The organism is Enterobacter sp. Li2LvB3, assembly GCF_056156645.1.
Map to the genome: position 1 here is coordinate 160,105 of NZ_JBSICG010000001.1, position 26,690 is coordinate 186,794.

Annotated in this window: 29 protein-coding genes and 3 tRNA genes; 17 read left to right on the plus strand and 15 right to left on the minus strand. The window is 49.3% G+C overall.

All coding sequences use genetic code 11. The features are described 5' to 3' along the window. The first annotated feature begins 185 nt into the window (after positions 1 to 185). Positions 186 to 1,157, plus strand: a complete 972-nt coding sequence (locus ACS603_RS00740) for an acyltransferase family protein (RefSeq protein ID WP_474943591.1) — start codon at positions 186 to 188, stop codon at positions 1,155 to 1,157. 27 nt (positions 1,158 to 1,184) lie between these two features. Here the strand turns inward: ACS603_RS00740 and ACS603_RS00745 are convergent, their stop codons facing one another. The 3 genes from ACS603_RS00745 to ACS603_RS00755 are packed head-to-tail and all read right to left on the minus strand — an operon-like array spanning position 1,185 to position 3,966. After that, the gene (locus ACS603_RS00745; protein WP_474943592.1) at positions 1,185 to 2,666 is read right to left on the minus strand and encodes a hypothetical protein; all 1,482 of its coding nucleotides are present in this window, start codon (positions 2,664 to 2,666) and stop codon (positions 1,185 to 1,187) included. A 23-nt stretch (positions 2,667 to 2,689) separates the two neighbouring features. Next, positions 2,690 to 3,607, minus strand: coding sequence for a glycosyltransferase family 2 protein (locus tag ACS603_RS00750; RefSeq protein WP_474943593.1), 918 nt, complete (start codon positions 3,605 to 3,607; stop codon positions 2,690 to 2,692). Next, positions 3,604 to 3,966: a GtrA family protein gene (locus tag ACS603_RS00755; protein WP_474943594.1), complete on the minus strand. Its 363-nt coding sequence runs from the start codon at positions 3,964 to 3,966 to the stop codon at positions 3,604 to 3,606. Before ACS603_RS00755 ends, ACS603_RS00750 begins: the two co-directional genes overlap by 4 nt. Before the next feature lie 192 nt (positions 3,967 to 4,158). On the opposite strand from ACS603_RS00755, the gene yedD reads away from it, so the two are divergent. Beyond that, positions 4,159 to 4,572 carry a lipoprotein YedD gene (gene yedD, locus ACS603_RS00760; RefSeq protein ID WP_182061572.1) on the plus strand — a complete coding sequence of 138 codons (414 nt, stop codon included), beginning with the start codon at positions 4,159 to 4,161 and terminating at the stop codon, positions 4,570 to 4,572. 56 nt (positions 4,573 to 4,628) lie between these two features. On the opposite strand, the gene amyA is transcribed toward yedD, so the two are convergent. From amyA to fliD, 4 genes are all read right to left on the minus strand, one after another. Then, positions 4,629 to 6,116 carry an alpha-amylase gene (gene amyA, locus ACS603_RS00765; RefSeq protein ID WP_474943595.1) on the minus strand — a complete coding sequence of 496 codons (1,488 nt, stop codon included), beginning with the start codon at positions 6,114 to 6,116 and terminating at the stop codon, positions 4,629 to 4,631. 97 nt (positions 6,117 to 6,213) lie between these two features. Continuing rightward, positions 6,214 to 6,585, minus strand: coding sequence for a flagella biosynthesis regulatory protein FliT (fliT, locus tag ACS603_RS00770; protein ID WP_182061570.1), 372 nt, complete (start codon positions 6,583 to 6,585; stop codon positions 6,214 to 6,216). Further along, positions 6,585 to 6,995, minus strand: coding sequence for a flagellar export chaperone FliS (gene fliS, locus ACS603_RS00775; protein WP_182061569.1), 411 nt, complete (start codon positions 6,993 to 6,995; stop codon positions 6,585 to 6,587). Before fliS ends, fliT begins: the two co-directional genes overlap by 1 nt. A 20-nt stretch (positions 6,996 to 7,015) precedes the next feature. Beyond that, positions 7,016 to 8,434, minus strand: a complete 1,419-nt coding sequence (gene fliD / locus ACS603_RS00780; protein WP_315686082.1) for a flagellar filament capping protein FliD — start codon at positions 8,432 to 8,434, stop codon at positions 7,016 to 7,018. A 269-nt stretch (positions 8,435 to 8,703) separates the two neighbouring features. Between fliD and ACS603_RS00785 the strand changes: the two genes are divergently transcribed. The 8 genes from ACS603_RS00785 (at position 8,704) to sdiA (ending at position 15,824) form a co-directional block, all read left to right on the plus strand. Continuing rightward, the gene (locus ACS603_RS00785; RefSeq protein ID WP_474943596.1) at positions 8,704 to 9,969 is read left to right on the plus strand and encodes a FliC/FljB family flagellin; all 1,266 of its coding nucleotides are present in this window, start codon (positions 8,704 to 8,706) and stop codon (positions 9,967 to 9,969) included. 163 nt (positions 9,970 to 10,132) lie between these two features. Further along, the gene (locus tag ACS603_RS00790; protein WP_014070758.1) at positions 10,133 to 10,852 is read left to right on the plus strand and encodes an RNA polymerase sigma factor FliA; all 720 of its coding nucleotides are present in this window, start codon (positions 10,133 to 10,135) and stop codon (positions 10,850 to 10,852) included. 54 nt (positions 10,853 to 10,906) lie between these two features. Next, on the plus strand, positions 10,907 to 11,458 hold the full coding sequence (fliZ, locus tag ACS603_RS00795) for a flagella biosynthesis regulatory protein FliZ (protein WP_182061566.1): 552 nt from the start codon (positions 10,907 to 10,909) through the stop codon (positions 11,456 to 11,458). An 86-nt stretch (positions 11,459 to 11,544) separates the two neighbouring features. Further along, positions 11,545 to 12,345 (plus strand): cystine ABC transporter substrate-binding protein, encoded by an 801-nt coding sequence (gene tcyJ / locus ACS603_RS00800; RefSeq protein ID WP_182061565.1) that lies wholly within the window; start codon positions 11,545 to 11,547, stop codon positions 12,343 to 12,345. A 108-nt stretch (positions 12,346 to 12,453) separates the two neighbouring features. Beyond that, positions 12,454 to 13,440 carry a D-cysteine desulfhydrase gene (gene dcyD, locus ACS603_RS00805; protein WP_474943597.1) on the plus strand — a complete coding sequence of 329 codons (987 nt, stop codon included), beginning with the start codon at positions 12,454 to 12,456 and terminating at the stop codon, positions 13,438 to 13,440. Positions 13,441 to 13,461: 21 nt separating this feature from the next. Continuing rightward, positions 13,462 to 14,130: a cystine ABC transporter permease gene (gene tcyL, locus ACS603_RS00810; RefSeq protein ID WP_182061563.1), complete on the plus strand. Its 669-nt coding sequence runs from the start codon at positions 13,462 to 13,464 to the stop codon at positions 14,128 to 14,130. Beyond that, a complete protein-coding gene (gene tcyN, locus ACS603_RS00815) occupies positions 14,127 to 14,879 on the plus strand; it encodes an L-cystine ABC transporter ATP-binding protein TcyN (RefSeq protein ID WP_474943598.1) in 753 nt (250 codons plus the stop codon). The genes tcyL and tcyN overlap by 4 nt, the downstream gene beginning before the upstream one ends. Before the next feature lie 222 nt (positions 14,880 to 15,101). Beyond that, positions 15,102 to 15,824, plus strand: coding sequence for a quorum-sensing transcriptional regulator SdiA (gene sdiA / locus ACS603_RS00820; RefSeq protein ID WP_182061561.1), 723 nt, complete (start codon positions 15,102 to 15,104; stop codon positions 15,822 to 15,824). A gap of 66 nt (positions 15,825 to 15,890) precedes the next feature. Here sdiA and ACS603_RS00825 read toward each other — a convergent pair whose 3' ends face one another. After that, on the minus strand, positions 15,891 to 16,115 hold the full coding sequence (locus ACS603_RS00825; protein ID WP_182061560.1) for a DUF2594 family protein: 225 nt from the start codon (positions 16,113 to 16,115) through the stop codon (positions 15,891 to 15,893). Further along, entirely contained in the window at positions 16,102 to 16,191 is a 90-nt protein-coding gene (locus ACS603_RS00830; RefSeq protein ID WP_474943599.1) for a hypothetical protein, read from the minus strand. Before ACS603_RS00830 ends, ACS603_RS00825 begins: the two co-directional genes overlap by 14 nt. Positions 16,192 to 16,582: 391 nt before the next feature. On the opposite strand from ACS603_RS00830, the gene uvrY reads away from it, so the two are divergent. The 6 genes from uvrY (at position 16,583) to ACS603_RS00860 (ending at position 20,124) form a co-directional block, all read left to right on the plus strand. Continuing rightward, entirely contained in the window at positions 16,583 to 17,239 is a 657-nt protein-coding gene (gene uvrY, locus ACS603_RS00835) for a UvrY/SirA/GacA family response regulator transcription factor (RefSeq protein ID WP_182061559.1), read from the plus strand. Further along, positions 17,236 to 19,068: an excinuclease ABC subunit UvrC gene (uvrC, locus tag ACS603_RS00840; protein ID WP_315686080.1), complete on the plus strand. Its 1,833-nt coding sequence runs from the start codon at positions 17,236 to 17,238 to the stop codon at positions 19,066 to 19,068. The genes uvrY and uvrC overlap by 4 nt, the downstream gene beginning before the upstream one ends. Positions 19,069 to 19,124: 56 nt before the next feature. Next, positions 19,125 to 19,673, plus strand: coding sequence for a CDP-diacylglycerol--glycerol-3-phosphate 3-phosphatidyltransferase (gene pgsA, locus ACS603_RS00845; protein ID WP_006176115.1), 549 nt, complete (start codon positions 19,125 to 19,127; stop codon positions 19,671 to 19,673). Between the two features lie 152 nt (positions 19,674 to 19,825). Continuing rightward, positions 19,826 to 19,901: transfer RNA gene (locus ACS603_RS00850), tRNA-Gly, on the plus strand. Between the two features lie 51 nt (positions 19,902 to 19,952). Continuing rightward, positions 19,953 to 20,026: transfer RNA gene (locus ACS603_RS00855), tRNA-Cys, on the plus strand. A gap of 11 nt (positions 20,027 to 20,037) precedes the next feature. Then, a tRNA-Leu gene (locus tag ACS603_RS00860) sits at positions 20,038 to 20,124 on the plus strand. A gap of 95 nt (positions 20,125 to 20,219) precedes the next feature. On the opposite strand, the gene ACS603_RS00865 is transcribed toward ACS603_RS00860, so the two are convergent. After that, positions 20,220 to 20,621 (minus strand): DUF6979 family protein, encoded by a 402-nt coding sequence (locus ACS603_RS00865; RefSeq protein WP_182061557.1) that lies wholly within the window; start codon positions 20,619 to 20,621, stop codon positions 20,220 to 20,222. A gap of 87 nt (positions 20,622 to 20,708) precedes the next feature. Here ACS603_RS00865 and ACS603_RS00870 point away from each other — a divergent pair, with 87 nt between their 5' ends. Further along, entirely contained in the window at positions 20,709 to 21,404 is a 696-nt protein-coding gene (locus ACS603_RS00870) for a hypothetical protein (protein ID WP_182061556.1), read from the plus strand. Positions 21,405 to 21,530: 126 nt separating this feature from the next. Here ACS603_RS00870 and ACS603_RS00875 read toward each other — a convergent pair whose 3' ends face one another. From ACS603_RS00875 to ACS603_RS00895, 5 genes are all read right to left on the minus strand, one after another. Next, on the minus strand, positions 21,531 to 22,247 hold the full coding sequence (locus tag ACS603_RS00875; RefSeq protein WP_182061555.1) for an ABC transporter ATP-binding protein: 717 nt from the start codon (positions 22,245 to 22,247) through the stop codon (positions 21,531 to 21,533). Then, entirely contained in the window at positions 22,244 to 23,119 is an 876-nt protein-coding gene (locus tag ACS603_RS00880; protein WP_474943600.1) for an ATP-binding cassette domain-containing protein, read from the minus strand. Before ACS603_RS00880 ends, ACS603_RS00875 begins: the two co-directional genes overlap by 4 nt. Further along, positions 23,116 to 24,405 carry a high-affinity branched-chain amino acid ABC transporter permease LivM gene (gene livM, locus ACS603_RS00885; RefSeq protein WP_182061553.1) on the minus strand — a complete coding sequence of 430 codons (1,290 nt, stop codon included), beginning with the start codon at positions 24,403 to 24,405 and terminating at the stop codon, positions 23,116 to 23,118. The genes ACS603_RS00880 and livM overlap by 4 nt, the downstream gene beginning before the upstream one ends. An 11-nt stretch (positions 24,406 to 24,416) precedes the next feature. After that, positions 24,417 to 25,331, minus strand: a complete 915-nt coding sequence (locus tag ACS603_RS00890) for an ABC transporter permease subunit (protein WP_182061552.1) — start codon at positions 25,329 to 25,331, stop codon at positions 24,417 to 24,419. A gap of 98 nt (positions 25,332 to 25,429) precedes the next feature. Next, complete coding sequence (locus ACS603_RS00895; RefSeq protein ID WP_182061551.1) at positions 25,430 to 26,551, minus strand: branched-chain amino acid ABC transporter substrate-binding protein; 1,122 nt, start codon at positions 26,549 to 26,551, stop codon at positions 25,430 to 25,432. Positions 26,552 to 26,690 lie beyond the last annotated feature (139 nt).

A 26,690-nucleotide genomic window follows, 5' to 3' on the forward strand; every position in this document is an offset into this window, starting at 1 on the left:
GATCTCCTCAGTGGACATAATCAGTATGTCGGACGATCTCTAAAAGTGAATGGGTCGTTTTGCCGGGATACTTACAGTTTGACCCCTTATACAGTCTATATTTTTGGTGAGCTAAAAATTATAAGGGCATGATCTTTTATTTTAGATTATCATCTTTGAAATTACAGACTAAACGGTGAACAATAATGCGTAACAATGCATTGGATGCAGCTAAACTTGTTGCTTGTTTTTTTATAATTGTAGTGCATGTGGGAAACTATCCTGAGATGTCAGCGAATTTTGGGGAACTGTTCAGAGTTTCTTCACGATGGGCATTGCCATTCTTTTTCCTTGCATCAGGTTATCTAATGGGACTTCCTGAAAGGGATGACCTAGGGAAAAAGCTAAACAAACTTGTATCAATATTGTTTTATACCTCTCTTCTGTATATTCCTATCCTTTACAGAATGGTTGGCGGAGATCTGGAGCGTGTTATAGGGAAGGTCTTCTCAAATGATACTCTCCATGGTGGTACGTTCTTTCATCTGTGGTTTATAAATGCGCTAATTCTTGGGGTGATACTAACCAATTACATGCTTAAGAATGTCAAGGTACAAGCAGCATTGGCAATTGCGGTGAGTATAATCTTAGGCTGTTGGTTTGGTGATTTAATAAAATCATTAGGATATAAAATTTATATTTTCTACGTGCTTAGAACATTAATTGCTTTTTCACTTGTCTACATTGGGTATTTGTTTGCGAAAAAATCTTTATTAGAAGGTATTAGCACTAAAATATCACTGCTTGTATTAATTATTGGTTTAGGACTTATGGTATTAGAAGTCTATTTTATGAATAAATTATTTAATGCCGATATGATTGAAAGACAATTCCCATTGTTGTGCGTGCCTGTTTGCATAGCGCTGTTATCTCTTTGTGTTAATTCAAAACTCAAAGATAACTGGATTTCAAAATTGGGAATGAATTATTCTTTGGGTGTGTATCTTATTCATCCTTTTGTTTTATATATCATGCTTCATGACGTTGGTGGGATTTTTGAAAGTAACTCACTGGTGAAACTTTTTACAAGTTTTATCGTTTCAATTTTTATTCTCTCGTTTATGAGAAGAGCAGTTCCGTTTGCTTATAAAAAGTTGAATGGAATAAATGTTAGATAAAAATGCCCACTTATGTGGGCACTGGTTTTACATAGGCATATCAAATTGTTTATTTAATGCTTTGTCAGGAATAATTTCAATTTGAATGTTTTTATTGATAATACCATTGGATTTTAGTGTCTCAGAAATGGCCTTTCCTCGTGTGATTGGGAATGGCCAGTTATCATTATTATCCCCTTTGGGTACATAAAGAATCATACTTCTCTTGTTTTCATTTTCTGCTGCCTTAACTTGGGCAATGATACTTTGACCAATTGCATTTGCAACCTTAAAAGAGACATTCCCATTATGAGACTCTCGCAGCGAATTATTTTGCCCGGTCGTAATATTTACAAGGCATAGTAAAAGGATAGCGGAAATATAATGAAGTAAAAAGAAGCGTGTTAGTAAATAACCTAAACCAAGACTGGCTGCAATGATCATAAACATAAACAACCCCCACATTGCTGCTGGCCTGGTTGCATATCCGGGGCTTGCTTTAGCGCAGATGAGTAGTAGTCCAATCGAGGTAATGATTCCAGAAAGTACTACGACCCAAAAAACGTACCTCTGAGTAGAATGAGTGACTTCATTTCTTTTGAAAATATAATTAAATAAACCTGCTGCTACTCCTATCATTATAATAGAAAGGAATAGAGTATCTGTTAGGCTAAGTAGAGACCATAATGATTTGGCTGCCGCAGAAATTTCAAGATGATCTTTCGCCATTCTATCTGCACGGCCACCATTCATTTCATAAATTGCGGAGATTAGCCAAGCGATTAGGGTCAAAACATGCAAAGGATGTTTTTTTATGGTGCTAATAAAGTTGAATTTTAATTTTAATAAACTAAATAATATTACTGCACCGCAGACTACAGCAAGGAAAATGCTGGCAAATATATTTGAGAAAATGCAAAGGTAAATTAATAAAAGTGTGATTATCTTTAAAGTGCTTTGTCCTTTAAAAAATGTATCTAAGCTGTCAGATTTCCTTATCAAGAAAAGAGACATAATGCCATTAAGTAAAGCCGGGATGATATAGTGATAATAACAAGTAATGTTCTGTTCCCAGAGCATGTAAGGGCTGTTGTTATTATTCAGTGTTCTAAACATGCCAAATAGACAAAGGAAATAGAAAGAAACTAAAATAAAGCTCGTGTATTCGCTAAATATTACTTTTTCTCGGTATAACATATACAGTTGGTAAAGAAAAGCTACAGCCAAAGTTGCAATCAATATGGCTGTGGTATATGCGATGGCTTCAAAAAAATTGAAGCCAAACAATATCATTATGGATGAGGCTATGTTACCAAAAAAAGGAAATGAAATTTCTGGTAATACCTTTATTGGGTTGAAGCCATTCCACTCTGGAATGGCCGGACGTCCAGTAGATAGGTTAATCCAGTCATCACCTGAAATAACGGTTACAGGATGGATTGTTGTGAAAAAAACAGCAGTTGAGATGAATATGAACAAAAAGTACAATCCTTTTCTTAGATCTTCTTTGTTCATTAAATATTTATTCATTTTATTCTCTTTTTTTTTGCAAGTTAATTCATTTTTTTCAGAATATAGCGTGGGCGGTTTTTCACCTCGACGTAAATTCTACCAATATATTCGCCGAGGACACCAATTCCTATTAACTGAACTCCACCAAGGAATAAGACAGAAACAAGCATCGACGGATAACCACGAACCGGGTTTCCGAATGCGAGTGTGTCAACAATCATCCATGCGCCGTACAGGAATGCAATCCCGGCCACGAGTAGCCCGATGTAAGTCCACATACGCAGTGGGAAGGTAGAGAAACTGGTAATACCTTCAAGCGCCAGGTTCCACAATTTCCAGCCATTAAATTTTGAATTACCTGCCACGCGTTCAGCACGGGCATAGTCGACGACACCTGTAGTGCCACCTACCCAGCTCAAAACACCTTTCATAAACAGATTACGTTCGGGCATTTTTTTGATGTTATCGACGACTTCACGCGACATTAAGCGGAAATCCCCCACGTTTTCTTCGATTTGTGGATTGCTGATTTTATTGTGAAGTTTGTAGAACCACTCGGCTGTTTTGCGCTTTAATCTGCCATCAGTAGAACGGTCTGTGCGTTTAGCCAGAACCATATCCGCACCTGCCTGCCATTTTTCAATCAAGTGAGGAATGACTTCTATTGGATCTTGTAAATCAACATCTATAGGCACTATCGCATCCCCGGTCGCGTGGTCTAAACCTGCAAACAGCGCTGGCTCTTTCCCAAAGTTACGGGTAAATGAGAGTGCTACAACCAGGGGATCTGCAACTGCCAATGTTCTGATGATAGATTCTGTGGCATCTTTACTGCCGTCATTAATAAAGACGATCTCTATTGCGTGTTGCTTTAACGCTTCAAATTCCCGCACGGCCTTATAAAAAAGGGGAATAGCATCTTCTTCATTGAAGACTGGAACAACCAGGGAAATTTTCATTTCGCATCCCTAAAGACAATGAATTTTGAATAGATGAAACCGCATACGAGACTGATGGCGGAAAACTCAATCAGGGTGATGAGTGGGTTGATGTTGTAGTGATCCGAAATTTTGCCTGAGACAAAACTGAGTAAACCCATAAAGCCAACAAACAGAAGGTAGCCTTTACCCGTCGCTGTCGCTTTGAAGGTAAATCTGGCATTGGCGAAGAAAGAGAATGTGACAGCAATAAGGAAAGCAATGACATTGCTGATCGCCTGACCATATTCAAAAACGGATACGAGAAGACCAAATATTATCCAGTGTATCCCTGTGTTAATAACACCTACGGAAATGTAGCGCGAAAAAAGTTTAATCATTATAGGTATCAGTTAATTCTTAAAGTTGGAGGAGTTTACCACTTACGCTTTTTCTGATCGAGTCTCATAGTTAGCAGTTCCACCTTAGGTATAAGTGTGTGCCAGAAAAGCCTTAGTTTGCTTACTATCTTCCACTGGCACCCTCAACGCTTTAATGCCACAATCTTTTTTTCTTCGCACACAGGAAAGATGATGAAAAAAATAGCAATTGCTGGCGCGCTGCTGGCGTTGACCGGGTGTGTTCAGGTGGATAACTATCAGGATGTCATCAAGCATCCGGTTCCAAAGCATCTGGCGGGGTACTGGCAGTCGAAAGGGCCGCAAAGCAAAATGGTGAGCCCGAAGGCGATTGCCACGCTGGTGGTAACGGAAGAGGGCGATACGCTGGATTGCCGTCAGTGGCAGCGCGTTTTGGCTGTGCCGGGGAAAATCATGTTGCGTTCAGACAGCTATTATAACGTGACCAGTAAACTGGATATCTATCCGCTTGAACGTGATGGTTCAACGCTGGAGTACGATGGCCTGGAACTGCAAAAGGTTGACCGTCCTACCGTGGAATGCGCAGATTACCTGAGCAAAAATCCGCTGGAGAGTAAGCTGCCTTAAGCGTTGTTGCCGGGTATCGGCTCTGCCTTACCCGGCCTATAAATCACCGCTGATTTTTACAGAACATCCTCCATCACCCACACGCTAACGCTTCCGCCGTTGCAGGTGAAAATCCCTTCACCGTCTGCTGCCGTTGTGACGGTTTCTTCGCGATTGCCCAAAAAATCACGCCAGGTTTTATTCCCGTAGTTCTCGCCCAGACACAGGGTTTTCTCCCCATCATCACCGTTAGACAACACCACCACACAGCCAGGATAGTCTTCCGTCCCGCTACGGCTAAACGCAATACAGTTTGGATGATCAAAGAACAGCGTCTGAATACCGTGGGCAAATCGCTGGCGCGCCAGAATAAGCTCGTGCAGTTGTTCGATAACCGGCATATCAATATGATAAGTCTCGCCATCACCGCCCACATCGTCATAGCTTGCGCCGAATAAATCCGGGTAGAACACGCTCGGTACGCCGTTTTCACGCAGTAATATCAGGGCGTAGGCCAGCGGTTTAAACCAGGATTCAACCGGTGCTTCCAGGGCCTGCAAGGGCTGGGTGTCGTGGTTTGCAACCAGAGTAACGGCATGGAAAGGGTCACTCTCAACCAGCGTGTCGGTAAAAATCTGGCTCATATCATAATCACGCCCCTGGCGTGAGGCCTCGTGAAATTTCATTTGCAAAGGCGCATCAAACAGCATGGTTTTGCCGTCAACCTGGTCGATGTAATTCTGCAATTTATCCACTTCATGAGACCAGTATTCCGCCACAATAAAGAGGGAGTGCGTGGCTACCTCCTGGACGTGCTCAATCCACTCTTTGTAAAACCAGGCCGGAATATGTTTTACCGCGTCCAGACGAAAACCATCGCACTGGGTTTGCTCCATGACCCAGCGTGCCCAGTATTTTATCTCTTCGGTCACGGCATGATTACGAAAGTCGATATTCTCGCCCATCAGGTAATCAAAATTACCCAGCTCATCATCAACCTGGTCATTCCAGCCTTCACCGCTGTAGTCATTAACGATTTTAAAGATGCCGTCATGATCGGGATTTTCAATGTGGTCAACGCCACTGAAACATTTAAAATCCCAGATAAATTGCGAATATTCACCCGCGCGGGCAGGGAAGGTGTAACGGGTCCAGGCTTCGCAGTTAATGATTTCATCGTCAATTTGCGTGCGGTCCTGTTCGTTTACACACTGAACGTGAATAAGCTCTTTCTCATCTGCCCCCATTTTATGATTCACCACCACGTCCAGCAGCACGGCGATATCGTTGCTTTTTAACGCGGCGATAGCTTCCAGCAACTGTGCTTTGTCGCCATATTTGGTGGGAACAGATCCTTTTTGATCAAATTCACCGAGGTCAAAGAGATCATAAGAATCATATCCAACAGAAAATCCGCCCGATGCCCCTTTATAAGCCGGGGGCAGCCAGACCATATTGATGCCGATTTCGTTAAGATTGGGGGCTAAAGCTGTCACTTCTTGCCACAATTCACCGCCAGCGGGGTAATACCAGTGAAAGCATTGCAGTAAGGTTGGATTGCGCATGTACCATCTCCATGAGGTCGCGAAACTCAAGTATGGGATAGGTCGCGCAGAAATGCCTGGCGAACGAAGCGAGAAACGCTCGTTCGCCAACTGATGGCTAATTTAAATCGAAATTGCTTTGCGGAACCAGAACATGACCGCCCTGGTTGCTGTAGGTAGAAAGAACTGACTTTTGCATAGAATTTTGACCAACCAGCTTTGCCAGTTCATCCATTCTGTTTTGCAGCAGCATTTTGACCTGGCTTTCGTTGTCCAGGATCACCCGCAGGGTAGGTCGAAGTTGTTCCTGCACTTGTGAAGAGGGCTGAATTTCTTCTGTGAGTTGAGCCAGCGAGTGCACCGCATTAACATAATCGGTTTCACAGGCGATCAGTTCATCCCATAAGCCCTGACGAGCAAGGCGCAGCATCATCTGACTTTGATCCAGGAGCTGCTGATAAAGGGTGTAGAGTTGCGGTGCATTACTCATTAGACGGCGTCCTGAATCAGTTGTGGCGAACCGGCAACTTCCTTCCACCCGTCAGCGATATTGCGCAGCAAGTTTTCCACCTCTTCGATGGCACTGGCGTCGTTATTCACGTTGGCGTGCAGTAGGCGTCTTACCATATAGGCATAAAGTGCGATCAGGTTTTGTGTCAGCTCATCACCATTATTTTCGACCAGGCCAACCTTCAGCCCATTCTCGATAATGTTGATGGCCTTCGAAAGCGCCAGTCCTTTAGCCGGGATATTGCCGTCCTGCAAGAACAGACGCGCGCGTACCAGCGCGCTGAGGGCTCCATCAAATAGCATGATAACCAGCTGATGCTGGCTGGCGCTCATCACCGCGCTTTCAACCTCTATTTTTGCGTAGGCTTGCGTGCCTTTTGCGCCGTACATGTTATCCCCCTCGGGTGTGATTAGCTTTTGCTACTGGACGATGAAGTATCGAACTGCTGAGTCAGGTAGCTGCTGGTGTTATTCAGTGACGTCATCAGTACGTCCAGCTGGGTAAACTGGGCCTTGTACTGTGCCACGGTGGCATCAATACGCGTGCTTACAGCGTTGTACTGGTCGGTCAAATTGTTCAGCGTTTTACTGACGCCATCTTTTGCAGCCTGAATGATGCCTTTCGTTGAAAGCCAGTCAGTCAGTTTGGTCGCCATGGTGGTGGTGATGCCGGTCGTTTTACCGTCACCCACAACCAGATCTTTCACGGCCGATGGGTTGTTTGTCAGGGCAGTTTCCAGTTTGGTGCTATCCAGCGACAATTTACCTGTCGATGGATCACTGGTAATGCCAAGCTGGGTTAAAGATTTATATGACGTTCCGCCCGCAGAGTTTGTGAGCAGGCTTTTCAGCTGAGTCTGAATAGTACGCAGCGTGCTGTCGCCAAGCAGTGCGCCGTTGCTGGAATCCTGTGAGCTGGTGCCCGCATCAACGGCAGTATATTTGGTTAACGACGCAAAGCTGTCCTGAAGGGTGTTATAGGCATCTACCCAGGCTTTCAGTGCAGTTTCCGCTTTAGACGTATCTTTTGAGATAGTCAGCGTCTGGTTGCCGGAGGTGACGTCATTCAGGTTCAGCGTGATATCTTCCAGCGCATCACTGATGGTGTTGCTGCTGTTTTCGATATCAACGTTATTCACTTTCAATTTTGCGTTTTGCGCAGTCACACTTTCGGTCATGCCGTTGCTGGCATCAGTGCTGGTGCCGTTGTAACCCATAAAGGATTGCAGGGCGCTGTCACCGCTTACGCTGACGCTTACCGCATTATCAGAACCGGTTTCGGTAGAGGTGATAGACAGACGATACTGACCATTGCCGACGTTGATAATACTGGCTGTTACGCCGGCATCCGCCTTGTTGATGGCATCACGAATGCCCGACAGCGACGAGTTCGCAGCGCTGATATCCACACTCACCGGGTCTTTTCCGTTGCCCGCGGTAAAGGTGATTTTGCTGTCGGCCGAGGCGATAGCCGTTTTGGTATCGGTCTGCGTGCTTTTGGTTGTCAGCGTCTGGGCTTGTGCCAGCTGTGACACGCTAATGGTGTATTTACCCGCAATAGCGCTACCGGTTGTGGTGGCGCTAAACGCAGTGGAGCTGCTCGACGTGCTGGTTGCAGTAAACAGGTCGGCTTTATTCAGCGCGGTGTTTGCCGTCTGGAATGCTGACACAGCGCTACTTAAGGTGCCGTAAGCGCTCAGCTTGGCTGTATAAGACGACTGCTGATTTGAAATCGGGGTCAGCTGCGTTTTTTCTGCGGCTGTCAGGCTGTCCAGAATATCGCTTAATTGCAGACCCGAGCCCACACCCAGCGTTGAAATACTTGCCATATTTATTCCTTAATGTATCGACACGTAGAACGAATACTGGGGTTATCGGCCTCATCAGGGGAAAGTTTACGGTTAATTCTTTTTTTTTAATGGCGGGAATAACGCTAATAGAGAAGAGTATTTCTGTGGCTAAAAAAAATAACGAGATCCTGAAAAAAAATCTAAAGGTTGTTTTGGACCAGACGATAACACCTTTGACGGCGATGAAGCCGAAGGGTGGAAACCCAAATCTAACCAAACAGATTTGATGAACAACAGGAAACGAAATCATGGCACAAGTCATTAATACCAACAGCCTCTCGCTGATCACTCAGAACAACATCAACAAGAACCAGTCTGCTCTGTCTTCTTCTATCGAGCGTCTGTCTTCCGGTCTGCGCATCAACAGCGCTAAAGATGACGCTGCGGGCCAGGCGATTGCTAACCGCTTCACTTCTAACATCAAAGGTCTGACTCAGGCTGCGCGTAACGCAAACGACGGTATCTCTCTGGCACAGACCACTGAAGGCGCACTGTCTGAAATCAACAACAACTTACAGCGTGTTCGTGAACTGACTGTTCAGGCAACTACCGGTACTAACTCCGATTCTGACCTGTCTTCAATCCAGGACGAAATCAAATCCCGTCTGTCTGAAATCGACCGCGTATCTGGTCAGACTCAGTTCAACGGCGTGAACGTACTGGCTAAAAACGGTTCTATGGCGATTCAGGTTGGCGCGAACGATGGCCAGACCATCAACATCGACCTGCAGAAAATCGACTCTTCTACTCTGGGCCTGGGCGGCTTCTCTGTTTCTAACAATGCACTGAAACTGAGCGATTCTATCACTCAGGTTGGCGCAAGCGGCTCTCTGAAAGATGTTGACCTGAGCGCAGTTGCAACTTCTCTGGGTGTGGACGCAAGCACCCTGACTCTGCACAACGTGCAGGACTCTACCGGTGCAGCGACTGCAACTTACGTTGTATCTTCTGGCTCCGATAACTATGCAGTATCTGTTGCTGATGCTACCGGTGCAGTTTCCCTGAACACTGCAAACGTTACTTACACTGATGCAAACGGTGGTACTGGTACTCTGACTGGCGTTGCAGTTAAAGTTGGTGCTGATGCTACTGGTGCTGCTCAAGGTTACACCGAAGTTCAGGGTAAAAACTACTCCCTGAGCGCAGCTTCTATTGTTAACGGTGGCGCAGGCGGTACTACTGGTGTTGCTGAAGCAGTGACCCTGAACACCGCTGGCGAGTTCACTGGTGTTTCTACCGCAGATCCACTGGCTCTGCTGGACAAAGCTATCGCTTCTGTTGATAAATTCCGTTCTTCTCTGGGTGCGGTACAGAACCGTCTGAGCTCTGCTGTAACCAACCTGAACAACACCACCACTAACCTGTCTGAAGCGCAGTCCCGTATTCAGGACGCCGACTATGCGACCGAAGTGTCAAATATGTCTAAAGCGCAGATCATCCAGCAGGCTGGTAACTCCGTGCTGTCCAAAGCTAACCAGGTTCCTCAGCAGGTTCTGTCTCTGCTGCAGGGCTAATCGCCTGATTACGCACAAACCCCGCTTCGGCGGGGTTTTTTTCCGCTCGAATTCATTCGTAACCCCCAAATAACCCCTCATTTCACCCACTATTCACCCAATTAAAACCCCTGCAGAATCGGATAATCATGCCGATAACTCAATTAACGCAGGGCTGTTTATCGTGAATTCACTCTATACCGCTGATGGTGTAATGGATAAACACTCGCTGTGGCAGCGTTATGTTCCGCTGGTGCGTCACGAAGCATTGCGCCTCCAGGTGCGTTTGCCGGCGAGCGTGGAACTGGACGATCTGCTACAGGCGGGCGGTATCGGGTTATTGAATGCAGTTGACCGATACGACGCTCTGCAAGGAACGGCATTTACGACTTACGCAGTACAGCGTATTCGTGGTGCGATGCTGGACGAGCTGCGCAGCCGTGACTGGGTGCCGCGCAGTGTTCGCCGCAACGCACGCGAAGTGGCACATGCGATGGGGCAGCTGGAACAGGAACTGGGACGCAACGCGACGGAAACTGAAGTAGCGGAACGTCTTGGCATTGCTGTTGAAGAGTATCGTCAGATGTTGCTCGATACCAATAATAGCCAACTCTTCTCTTATGATGAGTGGCGTGAAGAGCATGGCGATAGCATCGAGCTGGTAACAGATGAACACCAGCAAGAAAACCCGTTACACCATTTAATGGAAGGTAATTTACGCCATCGCGTAATGGAAGCTATTGAAGCTTTACCAGAACGTGAACAACTGGTGTTGACCCTCTATTATCAGGAAGAGCTCAACCTCAAAGAGATTGGCGCTGTTCTTGAAGTGGGCGAGTCGCGGGTCAGCCAGCTGCACAGCCAGGCCATTAAGCGCTTACGTACTAAGCTGGGTAAGTTATAGGTGATTGATTCACCTGAGAAATGCCGCACAACGTATTGACAACCAGGAGTTATCATGACGGTGCAGCAATCAAAAAGACGGCCTCTAAGCCGCTACCTGAAAGACTTTAAACACAGCCAGACGCATTGCGCCCACTGTAATAAATTACTCGACCGTATCACGCTGGTTCGTCGTGGCGAAATCGTTAACAAAATTGCGATCTCTCGCCTCGACACGTTGATGGATGAATCAGCATGGTTTGAAGAGCAAAAAGAGTGGGTGGCGCTTTGCCGTTTCTGTGGCGATTTACACTGCAAAGAGCAAAGCGACTTCTTCGACATTATCGGCTTCAAACAATTCCTGTTTGAACAAACGGAGATGAGTCACGGCACCGTGCGCGAATATGTGGTTCGCCTGCGTCGCCTTGGCCAGCATCTGACCGTGCATAACATTTCTCGTGATCTGCTTAAGACCGGCTATCTTGATGAAAATCTGGAGCCGTGGTTGCCTGCAACCAGCACCAATAACTACCGCATTGCACTGCGCAAGTACGCGCAATATAAGGTACAAATGCCGGGTGTGGGGAAGCAGAAAGTCCACGCAGAGACAACTTCTGATATATATTAAAAAAGAATAAGATGTAGCGTAGCCGCCTTTGACGTTGCAGGCGAATTCACTACACTACTCAAAAATTCCACTATATCGGGGTAATTATGAAATTAGCACTTCTGGGTCGTCAGGCGCTGATGGGTGTAATGGCAGTTGCGCTGGTCGCTGGCATGAGCGTGAAAACGTTCGCGGCGGAAAATCTGCTGAATAAAGTCAAAGAACGCGGCACGCTGTTGGTTGGGCTGGAAGGAACCTATCCTCCGTTCAGCTTCCAGGGCGATGACGGAAAACTGACCGGTTTCGAAGTGGAGTTTGCCGAAGAGCTGGCGAAACATCTTGGCGTGAAAGCATCGCTCAAACCGACCAAATGGGACGGGATGCTGGCATCGCTGGATTCTAAACGTATCGACGTGGTGATTAACCAGGTGACCATTTCTGATGAGCGTAAGAAGAAGTATGACTTCTCTACGCCATATACCGTGTCGGGCATCCAGGCGCTGGTGAAGAAAGGTAACGAAGGCAGCATCAAAACTGCTGCTGACCTGAAAGGTAAAAAAGTGGGTGTTGGTCTGGGGACGAACTACGAAGAGTGGTTGCGCCAGAACGTGCAGGGCGTTGATATCCGTACCTATGATGATGACCCAACTAAATACCAGGATCTGCGTGTTGGTCGTATCGATGCCATCCTGGTTGACCGCCTGGCGGCGCTGGATCTGGTGAAGAAAACCAACAACACCCTGGCCGTAGCGGGTGATGCGTTCTCTCGTCAGGAGTCAGGTATTGCGGTGCGTAAAGGCAACGACGATCTGGTGAAAGCCATTGATGCGGCCATCGCCGACATGCAAAAGGATGGCAGCCTGAAGGCGCTCTCCGAGAAGTGGTTCGGTGCTGACGTCACGAAATAAGTCGTTGGCTGTAAAAAAAAGGCGCTTTTAAAAGCGCCTTTTTTATTTCTTACGCGTCTGCGTGCATAATAAAAAGTATCTATTAAAGACAGCGTTACCGGAGGATCCATGTCACTGCAAAATTTAACGCGCTTCCCACGCCTGGAGTTCATTGGCGCACCCACGCCGCTGGAGTATTTACCGCGATTTTCTGATTATTTAGGGCGCGATATTTTTATTAAACGTGACGATGTGACGCCAATGGCGATGGGCGGCAATAAGCTGCGCAAGCTGGAGTTTTTGGCCGCAGATGCGCTGCGCGAAGGGGCGGATACGCTGGTGACCGCCGGGGCGATTCAGTCCAACCATGTACGTCAGACGGCAGCCGTGGCGGCAAAACTGGGCCTGCATTGTGTCGCTCTGCTGGAAAACCCAATTGGCACGCGCGCAGAAAATTACCTGACCAACGGTAACCGCCTGCTGCTGGACTTGTTTAATACCCAGGTCGAAATGTGTGATGCGTTGACCAACCCGACGGCACAGCTTGATGAGCTGGCTACGCGCCTGGAAGCGCAGGGTTTTCGTCCGTATGTTATTCCGGTGGGTGGCTCGAATGCGCTGGGGGCGCTGGGCTATGTGGAAAGCGCGCTGGAGATTGCTCAGCAGTGTGAAGGCGCAGTTAATTTGTCTTCGGTGGTGGTCGCCTCTGGCAGCGCAGGAACACACGCCGGGCTGGCGGTAGGTCTGGAGCAACTGATGCCCGACGCTGAGCTGATTGGTGTGACGGTTTCCCGAAGCGTTGCCGATCAAAAACCGAAAGTGGTGACCTTGCAGCAGGCGGTGGCAGAGCAGCTCGAACTTCAGGCGAAGGCCGATATTATTCTCTGGGATGACTACTTTGCCCCAGGCTACGGCACGCCAAATGAAGAAGGCATGGAAGCGGTAAAATTGCTGGCGCGCCTGGAAGGCATCCTGCTTGACCCGGTTTATACCGGCAAGGCAATGGCAGGGCTTATCGACGGTGTTGCGCAGAAACGCTTTAAGGATGAAGGCCCGATCTTATTTGTTCACACTGGCGGGGCACCCGCGTTGTTTGCCTACCATCCTCATGTCTAAACATCAGGTCGAAAAATAATAATGCAAGAAAGTATTCAACTGGTTATTGATTCGTTGCCGTTCCTGCTTAAAGGCGCGGTATTTACATTACAGCTCAGTATCGGCGGGATGTTCTTTGGCCTGATGCTGGGGTTTTTGCTGGCATTGATGCGGATGTCGCCGGTAGGGCCGGTGCGCTGGCTGGCGCGTTTTTATATCTCTGTCTTTCGCGGAACGCCGCTTATCGCCCAGCTCTTTATGATCTACTACGGTTTACCGCAGTTTGGGATTGAGCTTGATCCGATCCCGGCGGCGATGATCGGGTTGTCGCTGAATACCGCGGCCTATACCTCGGAAACTCTGCGCGCGGCGATTTCCTCTATTGATAAAGGCCAATGGGAAGCAGCGGCCAGTATCGGTATGACGCCGTGGCAGACGCTGCGCAGGGCAATTCTGCCGCAGGCGGCACGCGTGGCGCTCCCGCCGCTCAGCAACAGCTTTATCAGCCTGGTGAAAGACACCTCGCTGGCGGCGACTATCCAGGTGCCCGAGCTGTTCCGCCAGGCGCAGCTTATTACCTCGCGTACACTCGAAGTGTTCACCATGTATCTGGCGGCCTCGCTGATTTACTGGGTGATGGCGACGGTACTGTCTGCACTGCAAAACTATTTTGAAAACCAGCTTAACCGCCAGGAGCGTGATCCGAAATGAGTGCTATCGACGTCAAAAACCTGGTGAAAAAATTCCACGGACAGACGGTACTGCACGGTATCGACCTTGAAGTTGAGCAAGGGGAAGTGGTAGCGATTATCGGGCCAAGCGGCTCCGGGAAAACCACGCTGTTGCGCAGTATCAATCTGCTGGAGCAACCGGAAGGTGGAACTATTCGCGTGGGTGATATCACCATCGACACCGGGAAGTCCATTAACCAGCAGAAAGGGCTAATCCGCCGCCTGCGTCAGCATGTCGGGTTTGTCTTTCAGAGCTTTAATCTTTTCCCGCACCGGACGGTGCTGGAAAACATTATCGAAGGGCCGGTTATTGTAAAAGGTGAGCCTAAAGACGAAGCTACAGCCCGCGCTCGCGAACTGCTGGCGAAAGTGGGGCTTGCCGGGAAGGAGACCAGCTACCCGCGTCGTTTGTCGGGCGGCCAGCAGCAGCGTGTCGCCATCGCCCGCGCCTTGGCCATGCGCCCTGATGTGATCCTGTTTGATGAACCTACCTCCGCGCTTGATCCTGAGCTGGTGGGGGAGGTGCTCAACACTATCCGCCAGCTGGCGAAAGAGAAACGGACAATGGTTATCGTGACGCATGAGATGAGCTTCGCCAGGGATGTGGCTGACCGGGCTATATTCATGGATCAGGGGCGAATTGTAGAACAGGGGCTTGCAAAGAGCTTATTTGCTAACCCACAACAGCCGCGTACCCGCCAGTTCCTTGAAAAATTCCTTATGCAGTAGCATTTTTGCACTAATTTGCTCCAGATTTTCCCCCTGGAGCAAATTATTCTCCCCTGAGCGCATTCGTATTGATTTTTTATTCCGCACAGTTCGGATTAACCGTATTAAAACTGAAGTTAACAGTCATATAGCCGATATTTTGTATATCTAAATAAGTTTTATGTGTTAGTTTATATTCACCATAATAATGATTATCTTTATCAGAGGCTTCATTCAGTAAGTATGAAGGATACAGACTTTTTCACATGGCGTCGGAAATGCTTCCTCCGGTTTCAGGAAATGACAACCGCCGACGAGGTTTATCTCGAACTTCAGAGACAAACTCAGGAACTAGAATTTGATTATTTCGCTCTCTGCGTTCGTCATCCAGTGCCATTTACACGCCCTAAGATTTCTGTGCAGACCACTTACCCGGCAGAGTGGATAGCGCAATATCAGTCAGAGAATTATTTCGCCATTGACCCGGTGCTGAAACCTGAGAATTTCGTTCAGGGGCATTTACCCTGGACAGATGAATTATTCACTGATGCTCAGGAATTATGGGATGGGGCACGCGACCACGGCTTACGTAAGGGAATAACACAATGCCTGATGCTACCCAATCATGCACTGGGTTTCCTTTCTGTATCGCGTACTAGTCTGGTGGAGAATACCTTCGTCAGCGAAGAAATAGAACTGCGCTTACAAATGCTGGTGCAAATGGCCTTAACGTCTTTACTCCGATTTGAACACGAGACGGTAATGCCGCCTGAGATGAAATTCAGCAAACGCGAGCGGGAAATTCTGAAGTGGACTGCGGAAGGCAAAACCTCTGCGGAAATAGCAATTATTCTCTCAATCTCAGAGAATACGGTTAACTTCCATCAGAAGAATATGCAGAAGAAATTCAACGCACCCAACAAAACGCAGATTGCCTGCTATGCGGCGGCGACGGGGCTTATCTGAAGCAAAAGACGTTCTGCGTGGCAGACGAGGAAAACGGCTGAATGCGACGCATCCAGCCGTTTTTTTTTACTGGCGGTAAGCTTGTTTAATTTGCTTAACCGTATTGGCAAATACCGCTGATTCAGCCTGGTCTTCCATTTGCGCGATTTGTTTTTCCATCTTAATGATCACACGACCGGCGTCAGCCTGACCCATTGCCTGTAGCATAAGCGTCAATAGCGCTTTCAGGCAGGTTACTTCCTGTGCCAGTTCTTGGTTATTCTCCGCAGTGGCGAATTCAGGTGTGCTCATTTATTTTCCTCATTATAAAACAGCGCTTGAGCGCGACGATGAAAGTTAAGGCCGCGGAGTATACCACAAGCCGCACCAAAAAATGCAGTGGTTGTTTTTTGTACTTTTCCGCTTTTTGTTTATTCGCGTAAACAACAAACGGCGGTAATCTGTACGCCAGATTATCTGCAATTAATTGTTTAACGTTGGTACCGCTGCCGTTAATTATTGTTACAAAAATTTGAGTTCTGTTTTTTCTTAGGTTTTTTTAGGGTTGTTTTGTAACCTTTTGAATACAGATGCTTAAAAATAGCCTCATAAACCCTGTCAGCGCTGCGTTTCTTTCCACCTGGTGTACAGGCTAATTTCCAAAAACGAGAGCAAAATCGAATAGCGGGTTTTTTAACGTTTTAATCTTGTGAGGAAAACCGTTAATATAAACCAAATTAGCAGTCAGTTGCGTTATCCCTATTCTGGAGACATTTCCTTTGATCAACGTCCTTCTTGTTGATGACCACGAACTGGTGCGCGCAGGGATACGACGCATTCTTGAAGATATTAAAGGTATCAAAGTTGCCGGCGAAGCCTGCTGTGGTGAAGATGCCGTTAAATGGTGTCGCACTAACTCGGCGGACGTCGTGTTGATGGATATGAACATGCCCGGTATTGGCGGACTGGAAGCCACGCGTAAAATCGCCCGTACCTTTATTGATACAAAAGTCATCATGCTGACAGTACACACTGAAAATCCGTTGCCCGCCAAAGTGATGCAGGCGGGTGCTGCCGGGTATCTCAGCAAAGGTGCTGCTCCGCAGGAAGTGGTCAATGCTATCCGTTCAGTGTTTGCTGGTCAGCGTTATATCGCGTCGGACATCGCTCAACAAATGGCGTTGAGCCAGATTGAACCCGACAAAACAGAATCGCCATTCGCCTGTTTGTCTGAGCGCGAATTACAGATTATGCTGATGATCACCAAAGGCCAGAAGGTGAATGAGATTTCAGAGCAGTTGAATCTCAGCCCGAAAACGGTGAACAGCTACCGCTATCGAATGTTCAGTAAACTGAACATTCACGGCGATGTCGAACTGACTCACCTGGCAATTCGCCATGGTCTGTGTAATGCAGAAACCTTAACCAGCCAGTGAGTGATGTGTTCGATTCAAAAGCATTTCTGAAAACCGTTACCAGCCAGCCAGGCGTTTATCGGATGTATGACGCTGGCGGTACGGTTATCTATGTGGGGAAGGCGAAAGATCTTAAAAAGCGTCTCTCCAGTTATTTTCGCAGCAATCTAGCCTCCCGTAAGACCGAAGCGCTGGTCGCGCTTATCAACAGCATTGATGTCACTGTGACCCACACCGAGACAGAAGCGCTGCTGCTCGAACATAACTACATCAAACTTTATCAGCCGCGCTACAACGTGTTGTTGCGTGACGACAAGTCATACCCTTTTATTTTTCTGAGCGGTGATACTCATCCACGCCTGGCAATGCACCGTGGCGCAAAACATGCGAAGGGTGAATATTTTGGTCCGTTCCCTAACGGGTACGCCGTGCGTGAAACCCTGGCGTTGCTGCAAAAAATCTTCCCGGTTCGTCAATGCGAGAACAGCGTATATCGCAACCGCTCACGTCCCTGCCTGCAATACCAGATTGGGCGCTGCCTGGGGCCATGCGTTGCCGGCCTGGTGACGGAAGAAGAGTATGCCCAGCAGGTGGAGTATGTGCGCCTGTTTTTAGCCGGAAAAGACGATCAGGTGCTGACACAGCTGATTGCCCGCATGGAAAAAGCCAGCAGCACGCTGGAGTTTGAAGAAGCTGCGCGCATTCGCGATCAGATCCAGGCCGTGCGCAGGGTGACCGAGAAGCAGTTTGTTTCTAATACGGGTGACGATCTTGATGTGATCGGCGTTGCCTTTGATGCCGGGCTGGCCTGCGTTCACGTGTTGTTTATTCGCCAGGGCAAAGTGCTCGGCAGCCGCAGTTATTTCCCGAAAGTGCCTGGAGGTACGGAGCTTGGCGAGGTTGTTGAAACCTTTGTGGGCCAGTTCTACCTCCAGGGCAGCCAGATGCGTACGCTGCCTTCTGAGATCCTGCTCGATTTCAATCTTGATGATAAAACCCTGCTGGCCGATTCACTTTCTGAGCTGGCCGGGCGACGCGTTAATGTCCAGACCAAACCGCGCGGCGATCGCGCGCGTTATCTCAAGCTGGCGCGAACCAATGCCGCCACGGCATTGACCACCAGGCTCTCGCAGCAGTCGACAGTCAGCCAGCGCTTGACCGCCCTGGCAACGCTCCTGAAATTACCTGAAGTGAAGCGTATGGAGTGTTTTGACATCAGCCATACGATGGGTGAACAGACGGTGGCGTCCTGTGTGGTGTTTGATGCGAACGGTCCGGTGCGGGCCGAGTATCGTCGCTATAACATCACCGGCATCACGCCAGGCGATGACTACGCGGCCATGAATCAGGTGCTGCGTCGTCGTTATGGCAAAGCGATAGAAGAGAGCAAGATCCCGGATGTTATCCTGATTGACGGCGGCAAAGGGCAGCTTGGTCAGGCGAAAGCTGTTTTTGAATCGCTGGACGTGACCTGGGACAAACAACATCCGTTGCTGTTAGGGGTCGCAAAAGGGGCGGATCGTAAAGCGGGGCTGGAAACCTTGTTCTTCGAGCCTGAAGGTGAGGGGTTCAGTTTGCCGCCGGATTCTCCTGCGCTGCACGTGATTCAGCACATTCGTGATGAGTCCCACGATCATGCGATCAGCGGACACCGTAAAAAACGGGCAAAAGTGAAGAACACCAGTACACTTGAAACCATTGATGGCGTGGGTCCAAAACGTCGCCAGATGCTGTTGAAGTATATGGGTGGATTGCAAGGATTACTCAATGCGAGCGTTGAGGAAATTGCAAAAGTGCCGGGTATTTCGCAAGCACTGGCAGAAAAGATCTACTACTCGTTGAAACATTGAGGGCTCTGTAGCAACATAGAGCTAAATTTTACTGACAACAGACAGTTACCGTCATTATGCGATTTAATATCCCTACGTTGCTCACTCTCTTTCGCGTCGTGCTCATCCCGTTCTTTGTATTGGCGTTTTACCTGCCGGTTGTCTGGGCGCCTTTCGCGTGTGCACTGATTTTCCTTGTTGCTGCCGTAACTGACTGGTTCGATGGTTATCTGGCTCGCCGCTGGAACCAAAGCACCCGTTTTGGCGCATTCCTTGATCCGGTTGCTGATAAAGTCATGGTGGCTATCGCCATGGTGCTGGTGGCCGAACACTATCACACCTGGTGGGTGACACTGCCTGCGGCGACGATGATTGGTCGTGAGATTATTATTTCTGCGCTGCGCGAGTGGATGGCGGAGCTGGGCAAACGCAGCAGCGTGGCTGTGTCGTGGATCGGTAAAGTTAAAACAACGGCGCAAATGGCAGCGCTGGTCTGGATGCTGTGGCGTCCTAACGCCTGGGTTGAGTGGGCCGGTATTGGTTTGCTGTGGGTCGCTGCGGTTCTGACATTGTGGTCAATGTTGCAATATTTGAATGCTGCGCGCGGGGATTTGCTTGAACAGTGATCGTTTCGCCGTAAATTTCAGCAAACGATCCAGGGATGCAAAAAATAACGTTGACTCAAAACGTCATATAAGTAGAATGCAACGCATCGAACGGCGGCACAGCTAGCCGGACGATAATGAAATCAAGTGATTATATAATTACCTGGTGACATGCGGGAATAGCTCAGTTGGTAGAGCACGACCTTGCCAAGGTCGGGGTCGCGAGTTCGAGTCTCGTTTCCCGCTCCAGATTAAACACATCGGCAATTGCGGGTGTGAGTCGAGAGACAAAAGATTTAAGGCGCGTTAGCAAAGCGGTTATGTAGCGGATTGCAAATCCGTCTAGTCCGGTTCGACTCCGGAACGCGCCTCCACTTTCTTCCCTGGCCGGATGGTGGAATCGGTAGACACAAGGGATTTAAAATCCCTCGGCGTTCGCGCTGTGTGGGTTCAAGTCCCACTCCGGCTACCATGGGAAATAAAGAATAAAATCAATGATAAGCAGTGTCGTTAAACCACCGAAAGGTGGTTTTTTTGTATCTGAAATTCATGTCATGTACGCGCCTGCTAAGGCACGGTCCCCTCGATAAGCAATCCCGCCTCTTTGAGAGCAAGCACGACATTCATTTGCTGATTGTGGTTGGCTGGCAACTGGCTACAGTCAGCTATGCTCAGTGTCCACAAAGCCTGAGGGGTATAATCTGCATCTGGTTCTGCAAGCAAAAGCTGGGCTGCCCGGATCGTATAATCCTTATTCGGCCCGGCTAATGCCCGCGTAGAAAGGTATTCTCCGGCGGGAACATCTTTCACCCAGCCAAACTGGCATAACCCAAGGAATGCTGATTTAGGGCAAGCTTTCTCTTTTCCTGCGACCGCCTGGCTCCATGCTTCGACAGGTGTGAATCGCTGCCTGATAAGTTCTACCGCATTCAGGGTAATAACGCCGTAGCTACTTTGACTGGCTTTCATTATTGATTATGCCTTGCATCGGATTGCTGGATCTAACGATGATATCATCTGATGAAAAGTGAGGGGCTTGTAAGGGTAACAAAAAAGATGACAGAACCGCAGGTAACTGGACGACGTAAAGCATTATGGGATGCCTTCTGCCACAACCAGAAAATAACAGAAAACAGCACACTTCTGTTCGATACGGACCATGAGTCTATCGTGCGCGTCCGGCAGGTAGGGAAGACGTTATCCAGAAGCATTCTCTCGCGAAGTGAATCGATGGAAGCGCGGGTGATTGCTGAAACAAATATTCTGCTGAAGGATATTGAACACAACAGTGAACAGTATGATGGTCTTATCTATATGATGTTTACACGTCAAAATGATGATGTCATCCCGCTCTATATTGGTAAAGCTGAATCCAAAGGACGCAGTAACCCTGTGTCTGCCAATATAAAGGATGTGGCTCGCGTTAAAGATAAATTCGCCCGTTGGGGGGATAACTACCAGTACCATATTGGGGATCTGAGTGCATCTGTACTACCAGGCCACGATGCAAGGTATGTCACATTAAAATATCAGCATTGGGCGGAAAGCCTGTTTGTTTCATATCCAGCGGAACGGCCACAATTAAAGCAGGATATCTGGTTCTGGTGTAAAGCATGGAACAAAAATAATACAGGTATATGGCCTGAATTTGGCCCAATAAGATTAACGTTTCTGGAATATCTGTTAATTGGCGTGGCAAGTTCGCTATTCCCTGAGACATTGCTTAACCGTGAAGGGCATAGTCGTAGCTGACTGCAATAAGACGATTCACTGCCCTGCATTTTATCACCACTGAAGAGATAGCCCATTGCATGATTTGCGAAGGGCTATTAACTCAATCCGGGTATCACCAGCAAGAAATCACCTGTTAAGGCATCGCTACGCCCCGCCCAAATAAGCCTTCCTTACCTCCTGATTCCCCAGCAGCTCCTCACCGCTGCCGCTCAGTCTGATTTGCCCGTTGACCATCACATAACCCCGGTCAGAGAGCTTCAGCGCGTGATGCGCATTTTGCTCCACCAGGAAAATGGTCATCCCGTTGCGGGCCAGTTCGCGCAGGGTCTGGAAGATCTGTTTCACCACGATAGGGGCTAACCCCAGGCTCGGTTCATCCAGCAGCAGTAGCTTGGGCCGGCTCATCAGCGCCCGGGCGATGGCCAGCATTTGTTGCTCCCCGCCGGACATGGTCATCGCGCGCTGTTTGCGGCGCTCCTTCAGACGCGGGAACAGATCAAACATGCTTTGCATATCCTGCGCGGCATACTGATTGCCGATGGGGATAGTCCCCATCAACAGATTTTCTTCCACCGTCATATCCGGGAAAATACGCCGTCCTTCCGGTGCCTGTGCAATGCCGCCGGCGGCAACGAAGTGCGTCGACTGGTGGCTGATATCATCCCCGCAAAACAGGATTTGACCCTTTCTGATGCGCGGCTGCCCGAAGATAGACATCAGCAGAGTGGATTTCCCCGCGCCGTTCGCGCCAATCAGCGCCACGGTTTCCCCCGGGTTAACCTGCAAGGAAACCTGTTTTAACGCCTGGATCACGCCGTAGAACACATCCACTTCACGAAACTCCAGCATTGCCTCGCTCATATATTGACCTCGCTCTCATCGGTGCCCAGATAAGCGGCAATCACTTTTTCATCGTGCTGGATCTGCTCGGGTTTTCCCTGAGCAATGACATCACCGTGGTCGAGCACAATAATGTCGTCCGAAATCTCCATCACCATCCCCATATCATGTTCAATCAGTAGCACCGTTATCTGGTGATGATCGCGCAGAAAACGGATGATTTTACTGAGCGTGCGGGTTTCAACCGGGTTCAACCCGGCGGCAGGTTCGTCCAGACAAATCATCTCTGGCCCGGTGCACATGGCGCGCGCAATTTCCAGCCGACGCTGCTGCCCGTAAGACATCTCGCCCGCCAGCCGGTTGGCGCAATCCACCAGATCCACCACCTCCAGCCAGTAAAAGGCCCGGTCCAGGGCTGCACTTTCCGCCCGGCGATAGGCAGGGGTATTAAGCACACCGGCAATCAGATTACGGTTTACCTGCATGTGCTGCGCGACCAGCAGGTTTTCCACTACCGACATCTCCCGAAATAGCCGAATATTTTGAAAGGTACGGGCAAGCCCGGCGCGGTTCACCAGATGCGTTCCACCGAACATCTTGTAAAAAAGACGCTGCCCCAACTGCGTCGGTTTTATCCAGTCGCCTGGCTGAAATTTTTGCCCCAGCACCTGAATCACATTGGTGGTTTTACTGCGGGTGTTGAACATAATGTTGCCGCCGGATGCCTTATAGAACCCGGTCAGGCAGTTAAATACCGTGGTTTTACCCGCACCGTTCGGCCCAATCAGGGCGGTTATCGAACCGCGTTGTACCTCCAGATTGACATCGTTTAACGCCTTAATACCGCCAAAATGCATCATCAGATGTTCAACGCTTAAGATCGTTCCGTTCATGGCGCGACTCCCTTACGTACGGCAAAACCGCTGCGGTTAATGCGGATCAGGCCGCGCGGTCGCCAGATCATCATGACCACCATCAACATGCCAAACAGCAGAACGCGATACTCCGCAAAGCTGCGCAACAGTTCCGGCGTGACGGTAAGCACAAAGGCGGCAAGCACCACGCCCACGGTCGAACCCATACCGCCCAGCACCACAATGGCGAGGATCAGCGCCGACTCAAAAAAGGTAAACGAGGTGGGATTCACAAAACCCTGATAAGTCGCGAAGAACACCCCGGCAATCCCGGCGGTGGACGCACCCAGAGTAAAGGCCGAGAGCTTCACCAGCACATGATTTAGCCCCATTGAACGGCAGGCAATCTCGTCCTCGCGCAGCGCTTCCCATGCCCGGCCGATCGGCATCCGTGTCAGACGATGTTTGATGTACAGCACCAGAAGCACCACCAGGAAGAGGACTGCATAGATAAAGATAAACTTCAGGTTCGGGTTATAGGTCAGGTGGAAAAACTCATGGAAGGGGACGCCTCCCTCTTTGGCGCGCCGTCCAAATTCCAGGCCAAAAAAGGTCGGCGGCGGGGCGGAGATACCATTCGGACCGCCGGTGAACGACAGCCAGTTATTGAGGATCAGGCGGATAATCTCTCCAAACCCCAGTGTCACAATCGCCAGGTAATCCCCGTGCATTCGCAGCACCGGAAAGCCCAGCAAGGCACCCGCGGCGGCGGCCATCAGTGCGGCAAGCGGCAGCATGGACCAGAAACCCAGCCCAAGATACTGATACCCCAGTGCCAGGCCATAAGCGCCAATGGCATAAAAGGCGACATACCCCAAATCCAGCAACCCCGCCAGACCCACCACAATATTCAGCCCAAGACCGAGCAACACATAAATCAGGCCCAGAATGGCAACGGTCAACACGTACTTTGTGGCGACAAAGGGGAAGCACACGGCGAGCGCGATAACCAGCGGGATAATCCAGCGCATCCGGCTTTTATAATCTGCCGGGCGAACATAAACGCCCGCGTTATCCGTTTCAAAACGGGACAAGAAACGCATCCCGGCATGAGTACCTAAAAAGGCGCTGAGCATAAACCGCCCGACCATGACGATGGCGACAATCCACGCCAGCCGGGGCCCCGCAAAGTTAAAGCTGTAACCATCCAGAACAACACCCACGATCGGGCCGAAAATGATGAGCGCAACCATGCCTGAGAAAATCGTATCCAGGATACAGCGCTTCAGTGAGAAACCGTCAGACGACACAGCGTGTGATGTCATGTCATTCTCCCTCACACTTTAGCCACGACAGGGCGGCCAAGCAGTCCCTGTGGGCGGAAAATCAGGATAACCACCAGTAATCCAAACGAGAACACATCTTTATAATCCGAGTTCACCATCCCGGAGAACTGCGCTTCGGCGACGCCGAGGATCAACCCGCCGAGCATGGCGCCTGGTAATGAACCTATTCCCCCAAGTACCGCTGCGGTAAAAGCCTTAATACCAATGACGAACCCGGCGTAAAAATCAAACGTGCCGTAGTTCATGGTGATCAACACCCCGGCAAGGCCTGCCATTGCCGCGCCAATCACAAAGACCAGTGAAATGATCCTGTCTGTGTTGATCCCGAGGATCGAAGCCATTTTGCGATCCTGCTGAACCGCGCGGCACATGCGTCCTAAGCGGGTATTGCCGATTATCCAGGTCAGCAACAGCATTCCCAGGAACGAGGCGACCAGAATAAAGACTTTGGTATAGGTTATCTGGACAAAACCATCACCCAGATGGAAACGGAGCACGCCATCAAGCATAGTGGGAACCCCTTGCTGACGCGGCCCCTGGCTGATTTGCGCGTAGTTTTGCAGGATGAGTGACATCCCGATGGCGGAAATCAGCGGTGCTAAACGGGTGGAGTTGCGTAGCGGTTTATACGCAATGCGCTCTATCGTCCAGCCATACACGCCCGTCACCACAATGGTAAAGACCAGTGTGCCGAGAATGAGCAGGGGGAACGATTGCAAACCGAAGAACGACAGCAGCGCCAGGCCGATGGCGCAGAGATAGGCAGAAATCATATACACCTCGCCATGAGCGAAGTTAATCATGCCGATAATGCCATAAACCATGGTGTAACCAATGGCGATCAATCCATAGACAGAACCGAGTGTTAGGCCATTGATTAATTGTTGCAGGAAGAATGTACTCATCTTAGCGCGCTCTTTATAAAGGCCGCGCGAACCGCGCAGCCTGATGTTTATTTCGCGCCGGCAGAAGACCTGCCGGCGTTGAGCGTGACTCCGTCCTGTTACTGCACTTCCTTATATTTTCCTTTGTCATCCCACTGATACACAACGTAGTCAGACACTTTCAGGTCGCCTTTGCTGTCCCAGGCTTTTTTACCCATTACGGTTTCAACCGGGTTGGCTTTCAGCCACTCGCTGGCTTTGGCGGAATCCGTACCACCGGTCGCTTTGAATGCCGCAGCAATGGCCTGCACAGAGGCATAGGAGTAAAGGGTGTAACCTTCCGGTTCAAATTTGCCTGCGCGGAATTTCTCGATAACGGCTTTGCCATCCGGGATCAGACGCGGATCTTTACCGAAGGTCATATAAATACCGTTGGTGTATTGCGGCCCACCTGCGGCGGTCACCATCTCTTCATTGACGATACAGTCGCCAGAGAAGAATTTGGCCTGTACACCTTGCTCACGCATCTGACGCACCAGCGGGCCGGCTTCCGGGTGACAGCCGCCGAAGAACACCACGTCTGGCTTCTGGGCACCAATTTTGGTGACCAGGGCGTTAAAGTCTTTTTCACCACGCGATAAACCTTCGTACATCACATCCTGGACACCGCGTTTTGCCAGCGCGGCTTTGGTGGCATCTGCCAGCCCCTGACCGTAGGTATCTTTATCGTGAATGATGACGACCCGTTTGGCTTTCAGCTTATCGATGATGAAATCGCTGGCAACCAGACCCTGCTGGTCATCGCGTCCGCACATGCGGAACATATCGCTCATGCCGCGTTCAGTGATAAGCGGGTTGGTTGAACCAGGGGTGATGGCAATAATCCCCGCATCGCTATACACCTCTGAGGCGGGCATGGTTGAGGAGGAGCAGAAATGGCCAATAACGGCTTTGACTTTATCCTGGTCGACTAATCGGTTAGCAACCGCAACGGCCTGTTTAGGCTCGCAGGCGTCATCGCCCTGAACCAGCTTAATTTTCTCACCGTTGATCCCTCCTGCGGCGTTAATGTCTTCTGCTGCCTGTGTGGCACCATGCCAGTACTGATCGCCATACGTGGCATTAGGGCCAGTGAACGGTCCGGCGACACCAATAACAATATCCGCCTGGGCGGAGAATGCGGTCACCAGACAACCTGCCAGCACAAGAGAAAGAGGACTTCTGATAAATTTCAGCGACATTATTATGTTCCTTAGCGAAGAGGTTTTTGCACGAGGTTAAAGCCCGAACGCCCGACGGCGTTGCCAATCCAAAAACAAAAACGAGAACAAAATGCACTAAACACGACAACATACTGCTTATTACGGCGAGGGTTCCTTG